The 14,718-nt window shown below is 47.1% G+C and carries 15 protein-coding genes; 10 read left to right on the top strand and 5 right to left on the bottom strand.

Features of this window, described 5'->3' with window-relative positions; genetic code table 11:
- Positions 1-434 precede the first annotated feature (434 nt).
- The 9 genes from AZ602_RS01340 (at position 435) to pyrF (ending at position 8,516) form a co-directional block, all read left to right on the top strand.
- Entirely contained in the window at positions 435-1,580 is a 1,146-nt protein-coding gene (locus AZ602_RS01340; RefSeq protein WP_103033349.1) for a beta-ketoacyl-ACP synthase III, read from the top strand.
- Positions 1,581-1,700: 120 nt separating this feature from the next.
- Positions 1,701-2,696, top strand: coding sequence for an RDD family protein (locus AZ602_RS01335; protein ID WP_103033348.1), 996 nt, complete (start codon positions 1,701-1,703; stop codon positions 2,694-2,696).
- Positions 2,693-3,409, top strand: coding sequence for a uracil-DNA glycosylase (gene ung / locus AZ602_RS01330; RefSeq protein WP_103033347.1), 717 nt, complete (start codon positions 2,693-2,695; stop codon positions 3,407-3,409). Before AZ602_RS01335 ends, ung begins: the two co-directional genes overlap by 4 nt.
- An 88-nt stretch (positions 3,410-3,497) precedes the next feature.
- The gene (tadA, locus tag AZ602_RS01325; RefSeq protein ID WP_227525135.1) at positions 3,498-3,974 is read left to right on the top strand and encodes a tRNA adenosine(34) deaminase TadA; all 477 of its coding nucleotides are present in this window, start codon (positions 3,498-3,500) and stop codon (positions 3,972-3,974) included.
- Between the two features lie 26 nt (positions 3,975-4,000).
- Positions 4,001-4,720, top strand: a complete 720-nt coding sequence (cmk, locus tag AZ602_RS01320) for a (d)CMP kinase (protein ID WP_103033346.1) — start codon at positions 4,001-4,003, stop codon at positions 4,718-4,720.
- Positions 4,721-4,936: 216 nt separating this feature from the next.
- Positions 4,937-6,616 (top strand): 30S ribosomal protein S1, encoded by a 1,680-nt coding sequence (gene rpsA, locus AZ602_RS01315; protein ID WP_199174071.1) that lies wholly within the window; start codon positions 4,937-4,939, stop codon positions 6,614-6,616.
- Positions 6,617-6,885: 269 nt separating this feature from the next.
- Positions 6,886-7,185: an HU family DNA-binding protein gene (locus AZ602_RS01310; RefSeq protein WP_078316921.1), complete on the top strand. Its 300-nt coding sequence runs from the start codon at positions 6,886-6,888 to the stop codon at positions 7,183-7,185.
- Positions 7,186-7,236: 51 nt separating this feature from the next.
- A complete protein-coding gene (locus tag AZ602_RS01305; protein WP_103033344.1) occupies positions 7,237-7,650 on the top strand; it encodes a lipopolysaccharide assembly protein LapA domain-containing protein in 414 nt (137 codons plus the stop codon).
- Positions 7,651-7,826: 176 nt separating this feature from the next.
- Complete coding sequence (gene pyrF / locus AZ602_RS01300) at positions 7,827-8,516, top strand: orotidine-5'-phosphate decarboxylase (protein WP_103033343.1); 690 nt, start codon at positions 7,827-7,829, stop codon at positions 8,514-8,516.
- Between the two features lie 85 nt (positions 8,517-8,601).
- Here the strand turns inward: pyrF and queC are convergent, their stop codons facing one another.
- Entirely contained in the window at positions 8,602-9,318 is a 717-nt protein-coding gene (queC, locus tag AZ602_RS01295) for a 7-cyano-7-deazaguanine synthase QueC (protein ID WP_103033342.1), read from the bottom strand.
- A gap of 200 nt (positions 9,319-9,518) precedes the next feature.
- On the opposite strand from queC, the gene AZ602_RS01290 reads away from it, so the two are divergent.
- Positions 9,519-10,160, top strand: a complete 642-nt coding sequence (locus AZ602_RS01290; protein WP_103033341.1) for a MarC family protein — start codon at positions 9,519-9,521, stop codon at positions 10,158-10,160.
- 81 nt (positions 10,161-10,241) lie between these two features.
- Here AZ602_RS01290 and mnmD read toward each other — a convergent pair whose 3' ends face one another.
- From mnmD to AZ602_RS01270, 4 genes are read right to left on the bottom strand one after another with little or no spacing between them, the layout of a single operon-like run.
- Positions 10,242-12,224, bottom strand: a complete 1,983-nt coding sequence (gene mnmD / locus AZ602_RS01285; protein ID WP_103033340.1) for a tRNA (5-methylaminomethyl-2-thiouridine)(34)-methyltransferase MnmD — start codon at positions 12,222-12,224, stop codon at positions 10,242-10,244.
- The gene (locus AZ602_RS01280; protein ID WP_103033339.1) at positions 12,221-12,520 is read right to left on the bottom strand and encodes a YciI family protein; all 300 of its coding nucleotides are present in this window, start codon (positions 12,518-12,520) and stop codon (positions 12,221-12,223) included. The genes mnmD and AZ602_RS01280 overlap by 4 nt, the downstream gene beginning before the upstream one ends.
- A 35-nt stretch (positions 12,521-12,555) precedes the next feature.
- On the bottom strand, positions 12,556-13,830 hold the full coding sequence (locus AZ602_RS01275) for a DUF2868 domain-containing protein (RefSeq protein WP_103033338.1): 1,275 nt from the start codon (positions 13,828-13,830) through the stop codon (positions 12,556-12,558).
- A complete protein-coding gene (locus AZ602_RS01270) occupies positions 13,827-14,693 on the bottom strand; it encodes an RnfABCDGE type electron transport complex subunit B (RefSeq protein ID WP_103033537.1) in 867 nt (288 codons plus the stop codon). Before AZ602_RS01270 ends, AZ602_RS01275 begins: the two co-directional genes overlap by 4 nt.
- Between the last annotated feature and the right edge of the window lie 25 nt (positions 14,694-14,718).

Genomic DNA, 14,718 nt, shown 5'->3' with positions numbered 1-14,718 from the left:
GGCTATATTTTGACTATAAATTTACGCTGATTCATCATAAATCATTGCAAAAATTATTAACCATCATAAATAAGTCATTGAAATTAAATAATTTTTACAGCATGTGCCATTGATAAGTTGTTTATGCATTCGCGTGGCGTGCTGTAATTCAACAGTGCCTAATGGCTATAAGTATAAATAAATTTGAGTGTCAAAATGCCAATAAACCATTGAAAATAATAACATTTTTAAATGTTTACACAATTTTTATGTAAACAAGCGTATATTTTTACAACTCGTTACATTTATTTGTGCTAAAATTGGTGATATTTTTAAAATCTGATCGATGGCTTAGCTGCACTAAGGTCATAGGCTTGGAGGCTTAGCCATCGACAAAGGATGCGACGGGACATTTGGCATTGCCTTTGCCCACAACCCAATACTGGAGTGAATTTATGGCCATCTATCTAACCGCGACTGGTATTTATAAGCCTGAACATAAAATCAGCAATGATGAGCTGGTGACAGCGTTTAATACTTATGTGGATAATTATAACAGCAAGCACGCCGATGCCATCGCGGCAGGCGAGAAAGTGGCTTTGCAGCATTCATCGAGTGAATTTATCGAAAAGGCCTCAGGCATTAAGTCGCGCTATGTGATTGATAAAAAAGGCATTTTGGATCCAGAGATCATGGCGCCAATTTTTCCAGCGCGTAAGCTGGGTGAAGAGCTGTCAGTGATGGCAGAGATGGGTTTGGCAGCGCTAAAAGATGCGCTGGACGCTGCTGGATTGTCAGCGGATGAGCTTGATGGCATCATTTGTGCTTCCTCAAACTTTCAGCGCTGCTATCCTGCAATCGCCATTGAGATTCAGCATGCCATCGGTATGACGCATGGTTTTGCTTATGATATGAATGTGGCGTGTAGTGCCGCGACTTTTGGCATCGCCCAAGCGGTCGGCAGCATCAAAGCAGGACTGGGCAAGAAGATCGCGGTGCTAAATATCGAGATCACCTCAGCACACCTGAACTGGCGCAATCGTGACAGCCACTTTATCTTCGGTGATGTGGCAGCAGCATCGATCATCGAAGCGCTAGACACGCCAAAAGGCTATGAAGTGCTAGACAGCAAGCTTTACACGCAGTTTTCGACCAACATCAAAAACGAATACGGCTTTATGGATCGCAGTGAGTTTTTGGCGGCAGGCACTCAGATGTACGAAGACATCGAAGAGCCAGTCAGCGATAAGTTGTTCCTCCAAGAAGGCCGAAAAGTGTTCCGTGAAGTCTGCCCTAAGGTGTCTGAGATCATCAGCACACATTTGAGTGAAAATAATCTTGAGCCAAGCCAAATCAAACGCATGTGGCTACATCAGGCAAACATTAATATGATTGATCTGATTTTGCGCTCTGTGGTCGGTAAGGATACTGATAAGTCCATCGCCCCAGTGGTGATCAGCGAGTATGGTAATACCAGCTCAGCCAGTCCCGTAGTGGCATTTCACGAGACCCAAGACGGTGTGGCATCAGGCGATCTGTGCGTGATGTGTTCATTTGGTGCAGGCTATTCGATCGGTTCTGTGTTACTAAAAAAAGCCTAAGATCCATCGATCATTGTTTTAAACTCATCAAAAACAACACTCAAGGCATGACTCATCATGCCTTGTTTTATTTACTGGCTTTGGTTTACAATAGACGGATAAACTAGCTTTGAGTCGATTATGAAAATTTATTTAGCAAGAAATAATGTACAAGCAGGGCCTTATACCCTAGATGAACTTAATACCATGCTGGCCTCAGGCGAGGTTTTGCTCGATGATTTGGCGTGGCATGCACCGATGAGCCAATGGCAGCGATTGGGTGATCTAACCGATAATCAGCTGCATTATCAGCCAGCCCAAGCTCAGCCAGTCGGACAGTCTCAGCCAGCCCAAGCTCAGCCAGTCGGACAGTCTCAGCCAGCCGCAGCCAAAGAAGCACCCAGAGGCTTTGGCGACAATGTGGATTTTAAGCCGACTGCCACAGATCGGCCATCGCCCCAAAAGCGCATTAGCGTCGCTGAATTATACGGCAAAAAACCAGCCGATGAGCCGAATCAACATCTGCATCCTACCCATGCCGCCCATGCAGGCCAAGCCAGCAAGGCGCACCCATCAGCGACATTGGTCGATCAGCAGGCGGCTTTGGCGTCGATTGGATCGCGCTTTTTGGCGGTGGTGATCAATTTTGTGCTGTTTTTATTGACCTTGCTGCCATTTTTGCAGCAGTTTATGGCGCTAGATCCTGATCCTGAGCGACTGAATTTGGGCGATATGGCAGCGCGTATGGAATATGCCAGACAGCTTGCCACCCAAATCCCAACCGAGACAATGACTTTATCCAGTCTGCTGCTGCTGGGTTATGTGTTGGTACAGATGATTTTGATCATCGCGCGCGGACAGTCGTTTGGCAAGCTGCTTGTGGGCATTCGCACGGTGGATGTTGAGACTTTTGATAAGCCCAATTTTTTAAAACGCATCATTTTGCGTATTGTGGTGCTGTTTGTGATTTATCAATTCGCCAGTGCGCTGCCAATTCCGATCAATATGGCATTGATTTTATTGATGATTAATTATTTTATCGCAGGTCGTAATCCAAAGCGACAAGGCTGGCATGATAAACTGGCCGGCACGACCGTGGTAAAAACTTCTGCCGTACCATTTAAAAAGGGTAAATGATGAAGCTAGATGATCAGCAGCAAGCGGCACTGGCACGAGTACAGTTGCCCGAAGATTGGAAAATGGCACTGGCACCGGCACTGCTTGACCCAAAGATGGATGCGCTGCGTACATTTTTGCAGTCGGCTTATCAAGAAGGCAAGCAGATTTATCCGCCAAAAAATCAGATTTTTAATGCTTTTCACCTGACGCCTTTATCTCAAGTCAAAGTGGTCATTTTGGGGCAAGATCCTTATCACGGTGCAGGGCAGGCAATGGGATTGTCGTTTAGCGTACCAAAGATTATTCCCAAACCACCAAGTCTGCAAAACATCCTAAAAGAGCTGGCCACCGACCTTGGCATCCCAGTCAGTGCGCATGGCGATTTGTCATCTTGGGCAAGGCAGGGTGTGCTACTACTCAACGCCACATTGACTGTCGAAGCAGGTCAAGCAGGTAGTCATCAGCGTCAAGGATGGGAAGAGTTTACCGACTACGCCATCCAAGTGCTGAATGAACAAACCGAACGGACGGTTTTTATTCTGTGGGGCAGTTATGCCAAGAACAAGGGACGATATATTGATACCGCGCGGCATTTGGTGCTAAGTGCTAATCATCCATCGCCGCTATCTGCCAATCGTGGTGGATTTTTTGGCACTCGCCCATTTTCCAAGACTAATGACTATCTGATACGCCATGGCAAAACCCCGATTGACTGGCAACTGCCACAGTAATCAGTCTTTGTGTCCGCTGATGTCTCGGCCTGATTGGCAAGTGGTTAACCTGTCAAGTTATCAATTTTGGCACTGTTTCGATGTCACCATGATGCACCTGGCTATTGCTGAAGCCAAAAAAGGTGCAATGGCAGGCGAGATACCTGTCGGTGCGATACTTGTGCATGATCGGCAGGTGATCGGTAAAGGGTTTAATCAGCCGATTTTATCTAATGACCCAACGGCACACGCTGAGATTGTGGCGCTTAGAGATGCCTGTACTCGGCTAGGTAACTATCGTTTGCCTCCACAGACGACGCTGTATGTGACGCTTGAGCCGTGCACCATGTGCTTTGGGGCGCTGATTCATGCTCGGGTTGGGCGGATTGTGTTTGCTGCTTTTGAGCCAAAATCAGGCGTGGTCGGCAGTCAGATGAACTTAAGCCAGATGGGATTTTATAATCATCAGGCGATGGTATCACAAGGGCTTCTCTCGTGTGAATGCTCACAGATGCTGAGTCAATTTTTTGCCAAACGACGCGCGGATAAACGCTTGGCAAAACAAATGGCTAATAGCACAGTTTAATTAAATTATTAATAAAAGAGCTTATTATGACGACGACAAAGCAGTATCCACACCCAGTCATCTGTATCGATGGACCCAGTGGTGCAGGCAAAGGCACGCTGGCATATCGACTGGCGGATGAATTGGGCTATAATCTTTTGGACAGCGGTGCCTTGTATCGCATCATAGGCTTATTGGCACACCAAAAAGGGCTGTTGGCTGATGATGTAGTTGATTTAGAATTGCAGTTAGAAAAGCTGACGCAGTCGTTAAATCTCGCCTTTGCCATCAATCATCAAACAAAGACGGTCGAAATTTTAATCAATGGCGAGCCACTGACTGATGATATCCGCAATGAAACCGTTGGTGGTTATGCTTCAAAAGTCGCCGTATTCCCAAAAGTGCGTACAGCATTATTGGATGTGCAGCGAGACATGGCGAAGCGAAGCGGACTCATCGCTGATGGTCGAGATATGGGCACGGTGATTTTCCCTGATGCGCCTGTGAAGGTATTTTTGACCGCCAGTGCCAAAGCACGAGCCGACCGACGTGTCGCTCAGCTGACGCAGGCGGGTAAATCGGCAGATTATGAGGCGATTTTGGCAGAGATTGAAGCTCGCGATGAGCGTGACCAAAACCGTAGCGTTGCACCATCTAAGCCTGCTGATGATGCGCTGGTGCTTGATAGCTCAGCCATGGATGCTGAAGCCGTATATCTGTCTGTGCGTAAATTTTGTGAAAAGCAGGGCGTTGTTTTCCCAACTTAGACCATCGATGATCAATGCGGCCAATTTATCCACATCTTGACAAAATCACCCAAAAAAACTGTAAAAATTGGGTGATTTTTAATTTAAATTGGTGTAAAATAATGCGGTTTATATTTTTTAATGCGTGAGCGAAGTGTAAATCCAGCAATGCTTGGCATCATGCTTAACTGAACCACACTGGGCTGGCAGGTTGTGGCTATATTTTTTAAGGTAAACATAATGGTATCATTTGCTGAACTGTTTGAAGCAAGCCAATCAGAACAAGGTCTTAACATTGAGCGTGGCTCAGTGATTTCAGGTACTGTGGTTGCGATTGACAGCGATTGGATTACAGTGGACACTGGTCTTAAGTCTGAAGGCATCGTTGCTCGTGAAGAGTTCCTAAACGAAGCTGGCGAGCTTGAAGTAGCAGTAGGCGACAGCATCGATGTGGTTGTTGAAGCTGTGGACAATGGCATGGGTCAAACTGTGCTATCACGCGAAAAAGCGAAGCGTGAAGAAAGCTGGCGTGCGCTTGAGCAGCTACACGAAAACGACGAAATCGTTAAAGGTGTTATTTCTTCTAAAGTTAAAGGTGGTTTCACTGTTGAAATCGGTTCTGTTCGTGCGTTCCTACCAGGTTCTCTAGTAGATGTTCGTCCAGTACGCGAAACAACTCACCTAGAAGGCAAAGAGCTTGAGTTCAAAGTTATCAAGATCGACAAGCAACGCAATAACATCGTGGTTTCTCGCCGTGCCGTTATGGAAGCTGAAAACTCAGCAGAGCGTGATGAACTACTAGCCAAACTAGAAGAAGGCATGGAAGTAGAAGGTATTGTTAAGAACCTAACTGACTACGGTGCATTCGTTGATCTAGGCGGCATCGATGGTCTTCTACACATCACTGACATGGCTTGGAAGCGTATCAAGCATCCATCAGAAGCTGTTGAAGTTGGCCAAGACCTAAAAGTTAAAGTATTGAAGTTTGACCGTGAGCGTAACCGTGTTAGCCTGGGTCTAAAACAACTTGGCGCTGATCCATGGACTGAAGTTGAACAAACTTATCCAGTCGGTACCATCACCAAAGCACGCGTGACCAACCTAACTGACTATGGTTGCTTCGCTGAAATCGCTGAAGGCATCGAAGGTCTGGTGCATGTGTCTGAAATGGACCACACCAACAAGAACATCCACCCATCAAAAGTTGTTCAAGTGGGCGACGAAGTGAATGTCATGGTTCTTGAGATCGATGGCGAGCGTCGTCGTATCAGCCTAGGTATCAAGCAAACTATGCCAAACCCATGGGCAGAGTTTGACAAGAACCACGAAAAAGGTCAAAAAATCAGCGGTACTATCAAGTCTATCACTGACTTTGGTCTGTTCATCGGCCTAGAAGGTGGTATCGATGGTCTAGTTCACCTATCAGACATCTCTTGGACTGAAGCTGGTGAAGAAGCAATCCGCAACTACTCAAAAGGCGACACAGTAGAAGCTGTTGTCCTATCTGTAGATGCTGAAGCAAACCGCATCAGCCTAGGTATCAAACAACTAAACTCCGATCCATTCAACGAATACCTACTGTCAAATGACCGTGGTGCAATCGTTAAAGGCACAGTCAAAGAAGTTGATGCAAAAGGTGCAGTGATCACTTTGGCTGATGAAGTAGAAGGCTACCTACGTGCCGCTGACATCGCTCGTGAGCGCACTGAAGATGCTTCAAAAGTCCTAAGTGTTGGTGATGAAGTTGAAGCGAAGATTGTTGGCACTGACCGTAAATCACGCAGCATCAGCCTATCTATCAAGGCTAAAGATGAAGCAGATGAGCGTCAAGCAATCAAAGAGCTATCAAATGCTCAACCAGCTGAAGCACAGCCAAAAACTCTTGGTGACATCTTCGGTGATGCACTAAAAGGCTAATCCAAAGCTGCATAAAAAGAGTGATGAGCAATCATCGCTCTTTTTTTATGTGTGAATCGTTATAAGTAACGATTAATCGATGTATCATGATGACAAGCGACCATAAAGCGATAGATGGCTGTTATTTTGTGAATTTTTACAAAAAATTGATTTAAAATCATCAAATTTAACAAAAAACACATTTTCTTTTTGATAGATTTCGGTTATTATCAAGATTCTATCAATTTGTTAAAAATCTGATACATGAAATGCAATCCAAGGTGAGGTGTATGCAGGCGGTAGTAAATAAATCTGATTTGATTGCCAATCTGGCAGCGGTCTGTGATGATTTGGAAGAGCATGTGGTAGATGAAGCCGTGCGATTGATGATGGCGATGATGGTTGAAGAGCTGATTCATGATGGCCGCATCGAGGTTCGGGGTTTTGGCAGTTTTTGCCTGCATCATCGTGCTGCACGCATCGCGCGCAATCCGCGTACGGGCGAGAGCGTATCTGTGAATGCCAAATCTGTGCCGCACTTTAAACCCGGCAAAGCACTGCGTGAAGCGGTGAATGCCATCAATGATTGAGTTGTTGTATCAATTACAATATAACATATTAAAGCATATTAAGAGTTTGTTATGCATATTATTTTAATTATTCTACTTGTACTGGCGTTCGCTTATTCTTTGGCGCTGGTGGTCCTAAACAATCAAGCCATCTCGGTCAATCTACTATTTTCAAATGTCGCCAACATGAGCTTGGGCTTGATTTTGGTTGCGACCATCTTTTTGGGCGTGTTGATCGGTATTTTGTTGGCACTGCTATTGTTCCGTGTTTTCCAAAATAAATGGGAAATCAGCCGTCTGAAAAAGGAAAATGCCAATGTGCAAGCTCAGCTGAGTGAGGCCAATTTGAAATTGGCGCAACAAGCAGAACACATTCGCCGTATTGAGTCACAAAATCAATCGGATGTGGTGACTTTGGCTGAGACCACATCGATCAACCATTCTGTCAATCCAGCACACGACACCAACCCGCATCGCCCTTTGTAAAAGGTGTGCTGCCCGATCATGATGGCGGTGGTTATTATTTTCAACGCGGCTTTAACATTGAATCACTGTTAAATCTGTGCTATCATGATCAGCAACTAAAAAGCCGTTAACTCAACGGCTTTTTTTGTGTATTATACTGTGATAAGCCAAATTTTTAGCAAAAAAAGGATAGATTCATGAGTACTTCACCCATCATCGTCGCTGTAGATAAGCACAATTTGTCTGATGCACTGACCTTGGCGGATAGCTTAGATCCATCACTATGCCGACTAAAAGTGGGTAAAGAGCTGTTTACCGTCTGTGGCGTGGAAGTGGTCAATGCCTTTCATCAGCGTGGCTTTGAAGTATTTTTGGATCTCAAGTTTCACGATATTCCAAATACCACCGCCCAAGCTATTCTATCGGCTGCTGATATGGGCGTATGGATGACCAATATTCATGCCAGTGTCGGTACTGATGCCATGCGATTATGCAAAGAGCGGTTGATGGCAGGGGGTTATGATACGCTGCTGATCGCCGTGACGGTACTGACTTCGATGACAGATGCTAACTTGGCTGAACTTGGCATCAGCCGCAATGTGACCGAGCAAGTACTGCATCTGGCAGGACTGACACATCAGGCAGGTCTGGATGGCGTGGTCTGCTCAGCCCAAGAAAGTGCGATGCTAAAACAGCGATTTGGCACTGATTTTAAACTTGTCACCCCAGGCATTCGCTTAGATGATGATGCCAAAGATGACCAAAAGCGCATTTGCACGCCAAGCGATGCCTTGGCTAATGGCTCGGATTATCTGGTGATTGGCCGTTCGATCACAGCTGCAACCGATCCCAATGAGAAGTTAAAATTGATCCTATCACAGATTTGAGCTGTGATTGATCAATGCCATCATGACGCGCTAATGCTATTAAGCCAAGCGCAAAAAATCCCGTTATGATAAACGGGATTTTCATTTATTGATCAAGCTGTTGATAACGCGTTGGGTCGCTGACGCCAGCATCCATGAAGCCTTGTTTGCGCAGATGGCAGCTGTCACAGTGACCACAAGCTCGTCCTTGGGCATCGGCCTGATAGCATGATACTGTCAATGCGTAATCTACGCCCAAGGATAGACCCAGTTGTAGCGTTTCGGCCTTTGACAGTTGCTGCAGTGGTGCGATGATCGACAAGCGGTGGCCTTGGCGTCCTGCGACTGTTGCCAGATTTGCCATGAGTTCAAAGGCTTGGATAAAGTCTGGTCGGCAGTCTGGATAGCCTGAATAATCCACTGAGCTTACGCCAATGATGATGGCTGATGCTTGGGTGACCTCAGCTACTGCCAATGCATAAGACAAAAAAATGGTATTTCGGGCAGGCACATAAGTGATGGGCGCGACTTTATCATCATCTCCATAAACGATCGAGGCATCATAGTCTGGGACATGCAAATCAGGGTCGGTGAGCGCTGAGCCACCAAGTTTGGCGATGTCGATGTCGATGACGAGGTGTTTGACGCCAAGCGCTTTGGTGATGTTCTGTGCTGCCATCAGCTCGCTGGAATGGCGCTGACCATAACTAAAGCTGACAGCTGTGATGTTGGCAAATTCTGATTTGGCCCAATACAGACAGGTGGTGGAATCTAGGCCGCCTGAAAACAGCACGACGGCGTTTTGATGCTGATGCTCGTTCATGACACTCAATTGCTAAAAACTGTGCATGCAAGATACCGCATATTACTTGATTTTTCAACTGTTTTTTGGGATTTTGGTTGCCAAGTTCATTGCAAATCAGTCAAAGCATGCTACAATAACACGACTTAGGCTTATGAGCCATGCCAGCCCCAGCAGCTGAGATTTTTGATTAAAATACGCGTTGATACACCGAGAGATTCATGGAAGTTGAAATCATCAAAATCATCCTCGCCTTTGTGGTGCTGATCAATCCATCAGCAGCGTTGGCGATGTTTGTTAATCTGACCAATGGCTATGAGTTGCCTGATAAGCGGCGCATGGCCATCATCGCTTCGGCGACGGTGTTTATAACTGTCGCTTTTTTTGCGTTATTCGGGGAAGCGATGTTGCGTGGTTTGGGCATTTCATTAGGCTCATTTCGTGTAGCTGGCGGTATTTTGTTATTCATCATTGCCCTTGGCATGATGAGTGATGGCAACAACCCTGCCAAACCTAACGAAGATGAAGTCACACCACCGAAGCCCAAGAACCCAAGCTCACTGACAGGCATGGCTGTGGTGCCGCTTGCGATTCCGATGATGATTGGGCCGGGCGGTATTTCAACGGTGATCATTTATTCATCACAAGTCAAAAGCGCGATGCAGATGGCATTCATTATCATTGCAGGGTTGTGCATCAGTATTTTTTGTTATGTGTCATTGATGGCAGCTGGCCGCATCAGCAAGATCTTGGGCGAAACTGGCCTAAATGTCATTAATCGCATCATGGGCATCATTTTGGCAGCTTTGGCGGTTGAGATTGTCGTTGCAGGCCTGCGCACCATTTTCCCAGATCTGTTGTGATATCAGCGCGAACCGTGATATATCACGGTTTTTTTATGACTTTTAATTCATTGACTTTATCCATTGACTTCATTCATAGCTTTACTTGCTTTGATCGAGTGGCACTGTTAATCGAGGGCGATTTGGGCTTAGGTTGTCCAGTAAAGCTTTGCTAATGGGGAGGATGCCTTGATCCATCAATTCAGATAGCACCTCGGCGCAAAGAGGCGCAAAGCTAAACCCTTTTGAACCCATGCCATACATACAAAAACTGCGCTTTTGGCCTGGGATTAGACCTATGATCGGATGATAATCTGGGGTCTGCGCACGGATGCTTGCGCGACCATGAAACTTGGGATGATCTGAAATGTTCAGTGTGTCGCAGTATGTTGGCAAAGCAGTGCGCAGTTTATGCAGATTGTCCTGATGCTCATGTTCGCTGATCGCGGTGTCGGTGCTGTTTCGCACGAAGCTTGCGCCAAATAGTAGCGCCTGACTGCCCAAGGCGTCATCATAAAACTGGCTGCAATAGCCATCGTATTTGATGGCATGTTTTGCACCATCTGTCGGATCATTGTCAAGCGCCACCCATGACACTTGACCGCGAATTTTACGGCAGTCAAACAAGGATTGCTCGATTTGAGAGCTAACAAAGCCTGCACAGATCACCACTTGATCAAAGTCATATGTCTGCTGCTCTTGCCCGTCGCTTGTGGTAATGCTGACTTTATCGGCTGATTCGCTGATGCGTATGACAGATGCGCTGATGTGTGTGGCTGGCCTAGCGGCATCGAAGGCTTGGGCGATTTTGGCAGGGTATAAGATTCCGCCCATCGGCACATGGGCGACGATGTCAGCGCAGCTTAGGTCTTGATGGATGGCATTAATCTGCTCATCGCTGCTGTGATTGTCATTTAGCACCTCATGGATCAGTGATTTTGGGTAAGGGTGGATCATAGCTCGGCGCTTGTCGGCGGATTTTTGGCTGGGCAGCAGTAAATCGGTGACGCCAATGGCTTCAAATACGCGCTGATCGCTGTTTTTGGCGGCGTCATTGAGAGCTTGATAATGCCGATGCGCATATAAAAAACTCACCGTTGGTAGATGGTCGGCAGCTTTTTCAAGCACCGTCAATTTAGGTGCAAACAGCGCGCAGGGATTGCCTGAAGCGCCAGACATCAAGCCATTAGGCTCAAATAAATGAATGTCATGGCCGCGCCGCTTTAAGGTAAAAGCCAAACTGACACCACTGATGCCGCCGCCAATGAGGGCGATTTTTTTGCTAGGCGTATTGTGAGCTGATGGTGACAGTGTCGGCTGACAGGGCGGATGTTGGCTACTGATCATCTCGCGCTTACGACCAAATCCTGGCGTTTTGATGATATCAAATCCAGCTGCAATCAATCCACGGCGTACAAATCCTGCTGCTGTAAATGTGGCCAGCGTCGTATTGGCATGGGACAGCTTTGCCATCTGGTCAAATAATGCATCACGCCACATATCACTGTTTTTGGCGGGCGCAAAGCCATCCAAAAACCACGCATCGACTCTGGCGCGATCTTGGGTTTTGATCAGCTCATCCAAGCTTTGACTGGCATCACCAAACCACAAATCCAATGTGATCAGAGGAGTGATATGTAAGCGATGGCAGCCAGACATCGGCAGCGGATACTGGGCGATCAGCCGATCAATCCATCGCTGCAGCGTAGGATCATCTCTCCATGCCGATAACGCTTGTCGCAAATCGCTTTGGGTGAGTGGGAATTTTTCGGTGCTGATAAAATGCAATCTGGCAGTTGAGGGGGCAATCTCATCCCACAGTTGGCACGCTGCCAAAAAATTCAGTCCCGTCCCAAAACCTGTCTCAGCGATGACAAAGCAGGATCGTGGATCTAGCTGCGACCATCGATGGGGCAGATCATTGCCGTTAATAAAGACATGCCGCGCCTCTGCCAGACCGCCTGTGTGCGAAAAATACACATCATCAAACTGCTGAGAGGTCGGCACAGTGTGACCCTCAGCATCGGTTTTCCAGTGGATATCGGCGGTGCTAAGCGGCGCATAAGGCGTGTGCTGATTTGTCATGAGTTTGATGGCAGTACTTGGATGAATGGTTTGATATCGACATGACTGTACACACCCGCCTCCAGATATGGATCGGCCTCTGCCCAGGCTTTTGCTTCTGCCAAATCGTCAAACTCTGCAATCACCAGACTGCCACTCATGGCGTCAGCACCGTGTTCGATCGGTGTGGGGCCAGCGACAATGAGGCGCTTTTGTTCATTAAGTTTATGCAGACGATCTAAGTGCATGGGTCTGGTTTCACGGCGCTTCTGGCCGCTGTCAGCGACATCATGACCGATGATGGCAAATAAAGGCATGGGGTTCTCCTATGATTAATCAATGATAAATGGTATCACAGCTTAAGATCTAGCACCGCGATATGACGATCGGCCAAGGCGTCTTGCCATGCTGTCTGATGGCTTTGGGCATCACCCACTAACACCGCAAAAATCCCATAAGGATGCGTGCCGATGCGTTCAATTTTTCTTAAGATACCACGATCTGGTACGGTGTCGGTATTGATCACAAGGCAGATCTGCGCTGCGTTTTGATCGGCATCGGTGAGCAGTCTTAGGATGTCATCTTGATCATCAATGCAGCCAAAATCTTTTAATGCTGTCAAAGAAAGCGGAGTGTGATTTGGTTTTTCAAGCGCGGCAATGATAAGCCTGTCGCTTACAGCGACTTGTGGCAGCGGCTTTGGCTTAGGTGGCTGATAGTCATCCTGATCGATGATGCTTTGATTATAATAGGCTAAAAGCCTAGCAAAATAAGGATCTTGGATATCGATGCGAAAACTTATCCGAGACTTAATGCGGCTGTACAGATAGGCCATTAGGCGCGGCAACACGCCATAGATCATCAGACAGGCAATGGTCAGCCAAGCAAAGTGGGCAGGCTGACTGTGCATACCATCAGGCAGCTTGATGCCAAATTTTGCCGGTAAAAAGCCTAAGATGTGTAATAGCTGATAAAAATGTGCATCACTAAGCAGTGTCGATTCCCAATGAAAATGATAGCTTTTGAATAAAAACAGCAGTAAAAGACCGACAATGCTGCCTATAAGCCCAAACAACCAAGCGGCATGCATGATGCTGGCAATGTACCAAAATTTCACGGGTTTTTGGACATCTTTTAATACCCCGTATGCGGTTTGGGACAGCTTTTTATTGACATCCATGGATTTGATGGATGGTGAATTTATAAAGCTGATCTTATCAATGATGCTTGCCAACAGTGTGGGTCTGTGCTGTAGAAAAGCTGAGATGCACCACCATAATAATGACAGCGTATGCCAACCCAAAAGCGCCACGATCAAATAAAAAAAGTTCACCGATGTCGCTGCCAACAGCCCAGCAACCCCAAACAATGCCATCAAAAAATACAGCGCATACAGAGCGCTTAAGCTGCTGGCGATGCTTCGTTTGGCATCTTGTAAAGCTTCCATGATGCGGCCATCGCTATCGATTTTTTTGGCTCGCAAAAACAGCTTATCATAAGCACTACAGTGTTCTGCCACCAATGATTGGGTGATGAGCTTGGGCGCTTGACCAAAAAGATGGCCTTGCTGCTCTAAACGGCGAATGAGTTCTGCATGCTCGTGGTCGCTTTGGCTATGCTGTGTCATAAGTCACCTTGATCGGTTGGGTGCTGGGTATTGGCGTTATTTTGTAGTTGCAAAAGCTCTTGCTCGATCGCTTGGATCTGCTGCTGCTTATCAATACTGGGTGCAGCTGCCAGCTGTTTTTGCAGTTTTTTGAGTTGGCTGCGCAGTTTGGCAGCCATGATGGTGTTTTTGGCGGCATTTTCATCGATGGTCACGGTGTCGGCTTGGTTCATGACATTGACCATCTGAGATTCGATGGTGCTGACCACAGGTTTGCTGCCGCTTTCGATACTTTGGGCGACGCGCTGTAAGTGCTGATGATAGCGCTGTCTTAGATGTGCTTGTTCGCGATCTCGTGCCTCATCACTGGGTCTGTGGGTATGTGCTACCAAATCGATACAGTCCACAGGGCAGGGCGCGATACAAAGCTCACAGCCAGTACACAGATCGCTGATGATGCTGTGCATGTGTTTGGCGGTGCCGATGATGGCATCGACAGGACACGCCGGTATGCACTTGGTACAGCCGATGCACTCGCTGTCACGAATGATGGCGCGCACAGCGGTAGGACGCTGTGTCACAGGATCGATCGGCCATTTACTGATGCTGGCTGGCAGGCTGTCTCGGCCAGTCAGTTCACTGATGCGATCGGTGACCGCTTGGCCACCTGGTACACACAGATTGATTGCTTCGTTTTGGGTGATGATGCCATGCGCATACGGCAGGCAGCCATCATGATGCCCACAAAGACCGCACTGTGTCTGAGGCAGCACAGCATCGATGGCGTAGATCGCTTCAAGTGTCGCCAAATCCAAGGAGTCAACAAGTGGCTGGAATAAGATCGGTACAGACTTGGGCGAGTGGACGGGATCTCGTGATGCCACATCCGTAGAGGTCGAGGATTGATAA

The sequence above is a fragment of the Moraxella sp. RCAD0137 genome, assembly GCF_002894025.1.
Lineage (GTDB): Bacteria > Pseudomonadota > Gammaproteobacteria > Pseudomonadales > Moraxellaceae > Moraxella > Moraxella porci.
The sequence above is the reverse complement of the archived record's forward strand: the minus strand, read 5'-3'. Positions and strand labels throughout refer to the sequence as shown.

What these genes read in the sequence shown, in the direction of transcription:
- AZ602_RS01275 (WP_103033338.1), bottom strand. Translation starts at nt 13,830, where the DNA reads ATGACACAGCATAGCCAAAGCGACCACGAGCATGCAGAACTCATTCGC.
- mnmD (WP_103033340.1), bottom strand. Translation starts at nt 12,224, where the DNA reads ATGACAAATCAGCACACGCCTTATGCGCCGCTTAGCACCGCCGATATC.
- pyrF (WP_103033343.1), top strand. Translation starts at nt 7,827, where the DNA reads ATGAGTACTTCACCCATCATCGTCGCTGTAGATAAGCACAATTTGTCT.
- AZ602_RS01305 (WP_103033344.1), top strand. Translation starts at nt 7,237, where the DNA reads ATGCATATTATTTTAATTATTCTACTTGTACTGGCGTTCGCTTATTCT.
- tadA (WP_227525135.1), top strand. Translation starts at nt 3,498, where the DNA reads ATGATGCACCTGGCTATTGCTGAAGCCAAAAAAGGTGCAATGGCAGGC.
- cmk (WP_103033346.1), top strand. Translation starts at nt 4,001, where the DNA reads ATGACGACGACAAAGCAGTATCCACACCCAGTCATCTGTATCGATGGA.
- AZ602_RS01310 (WP_078316921.1), top strand. Translation starts at nt 6,886, where the DNA reads ATGCAGGCGGTAGTAAATAAATCTGATTTGATTGCCAATCTGGCAGCG.
- AZ602_RS01340 (WP_103033349.1), top strand. Translation starts at nt 435, where the DNA reads ATGGCCATCTATCTAACCGCGACTGGTATTTATAAGCCTGAACATAAA.
- AZ602_RS01280 (WP_103033339.1), bottom strand. Translation starts at nt 12,520, where the DNA reads ATGCCTTTATTTGCCATCATCGGTCATGATGTCGCTGACAGCGGCCAG.
- ung (WP_103033347.1), top strand. Translation starts at nt 2,693, where the DNA reads ATGATGAAGCTAGATGATCAGCAGCAAGCGGCACTGGCACGAGTACAG.
- queC (WP_103033342.1), bottom strand. Translation starts at nt 9,318, where the DNA reads ATGAACGAGCATCAGCATCAAAACGCCGTCGTGCTGTTTTCAGGCGGC.
- AZ602_RS01335 (WP_103033348.1), top strand. Translation starts at nt 1,701, where the DNA reads ATGAAAATTTATTTAGCAAGAAATAATGTACAAGCAGGGCCTTATACC.
- AZ602_RS01290 (WP_103033341.1), top strand. Translation starts at nt 9,519, where the DNA reads ATGGAAGTTGAAATCATCAAAATCATCCTCGCCTTTGTGGTGCTGATC.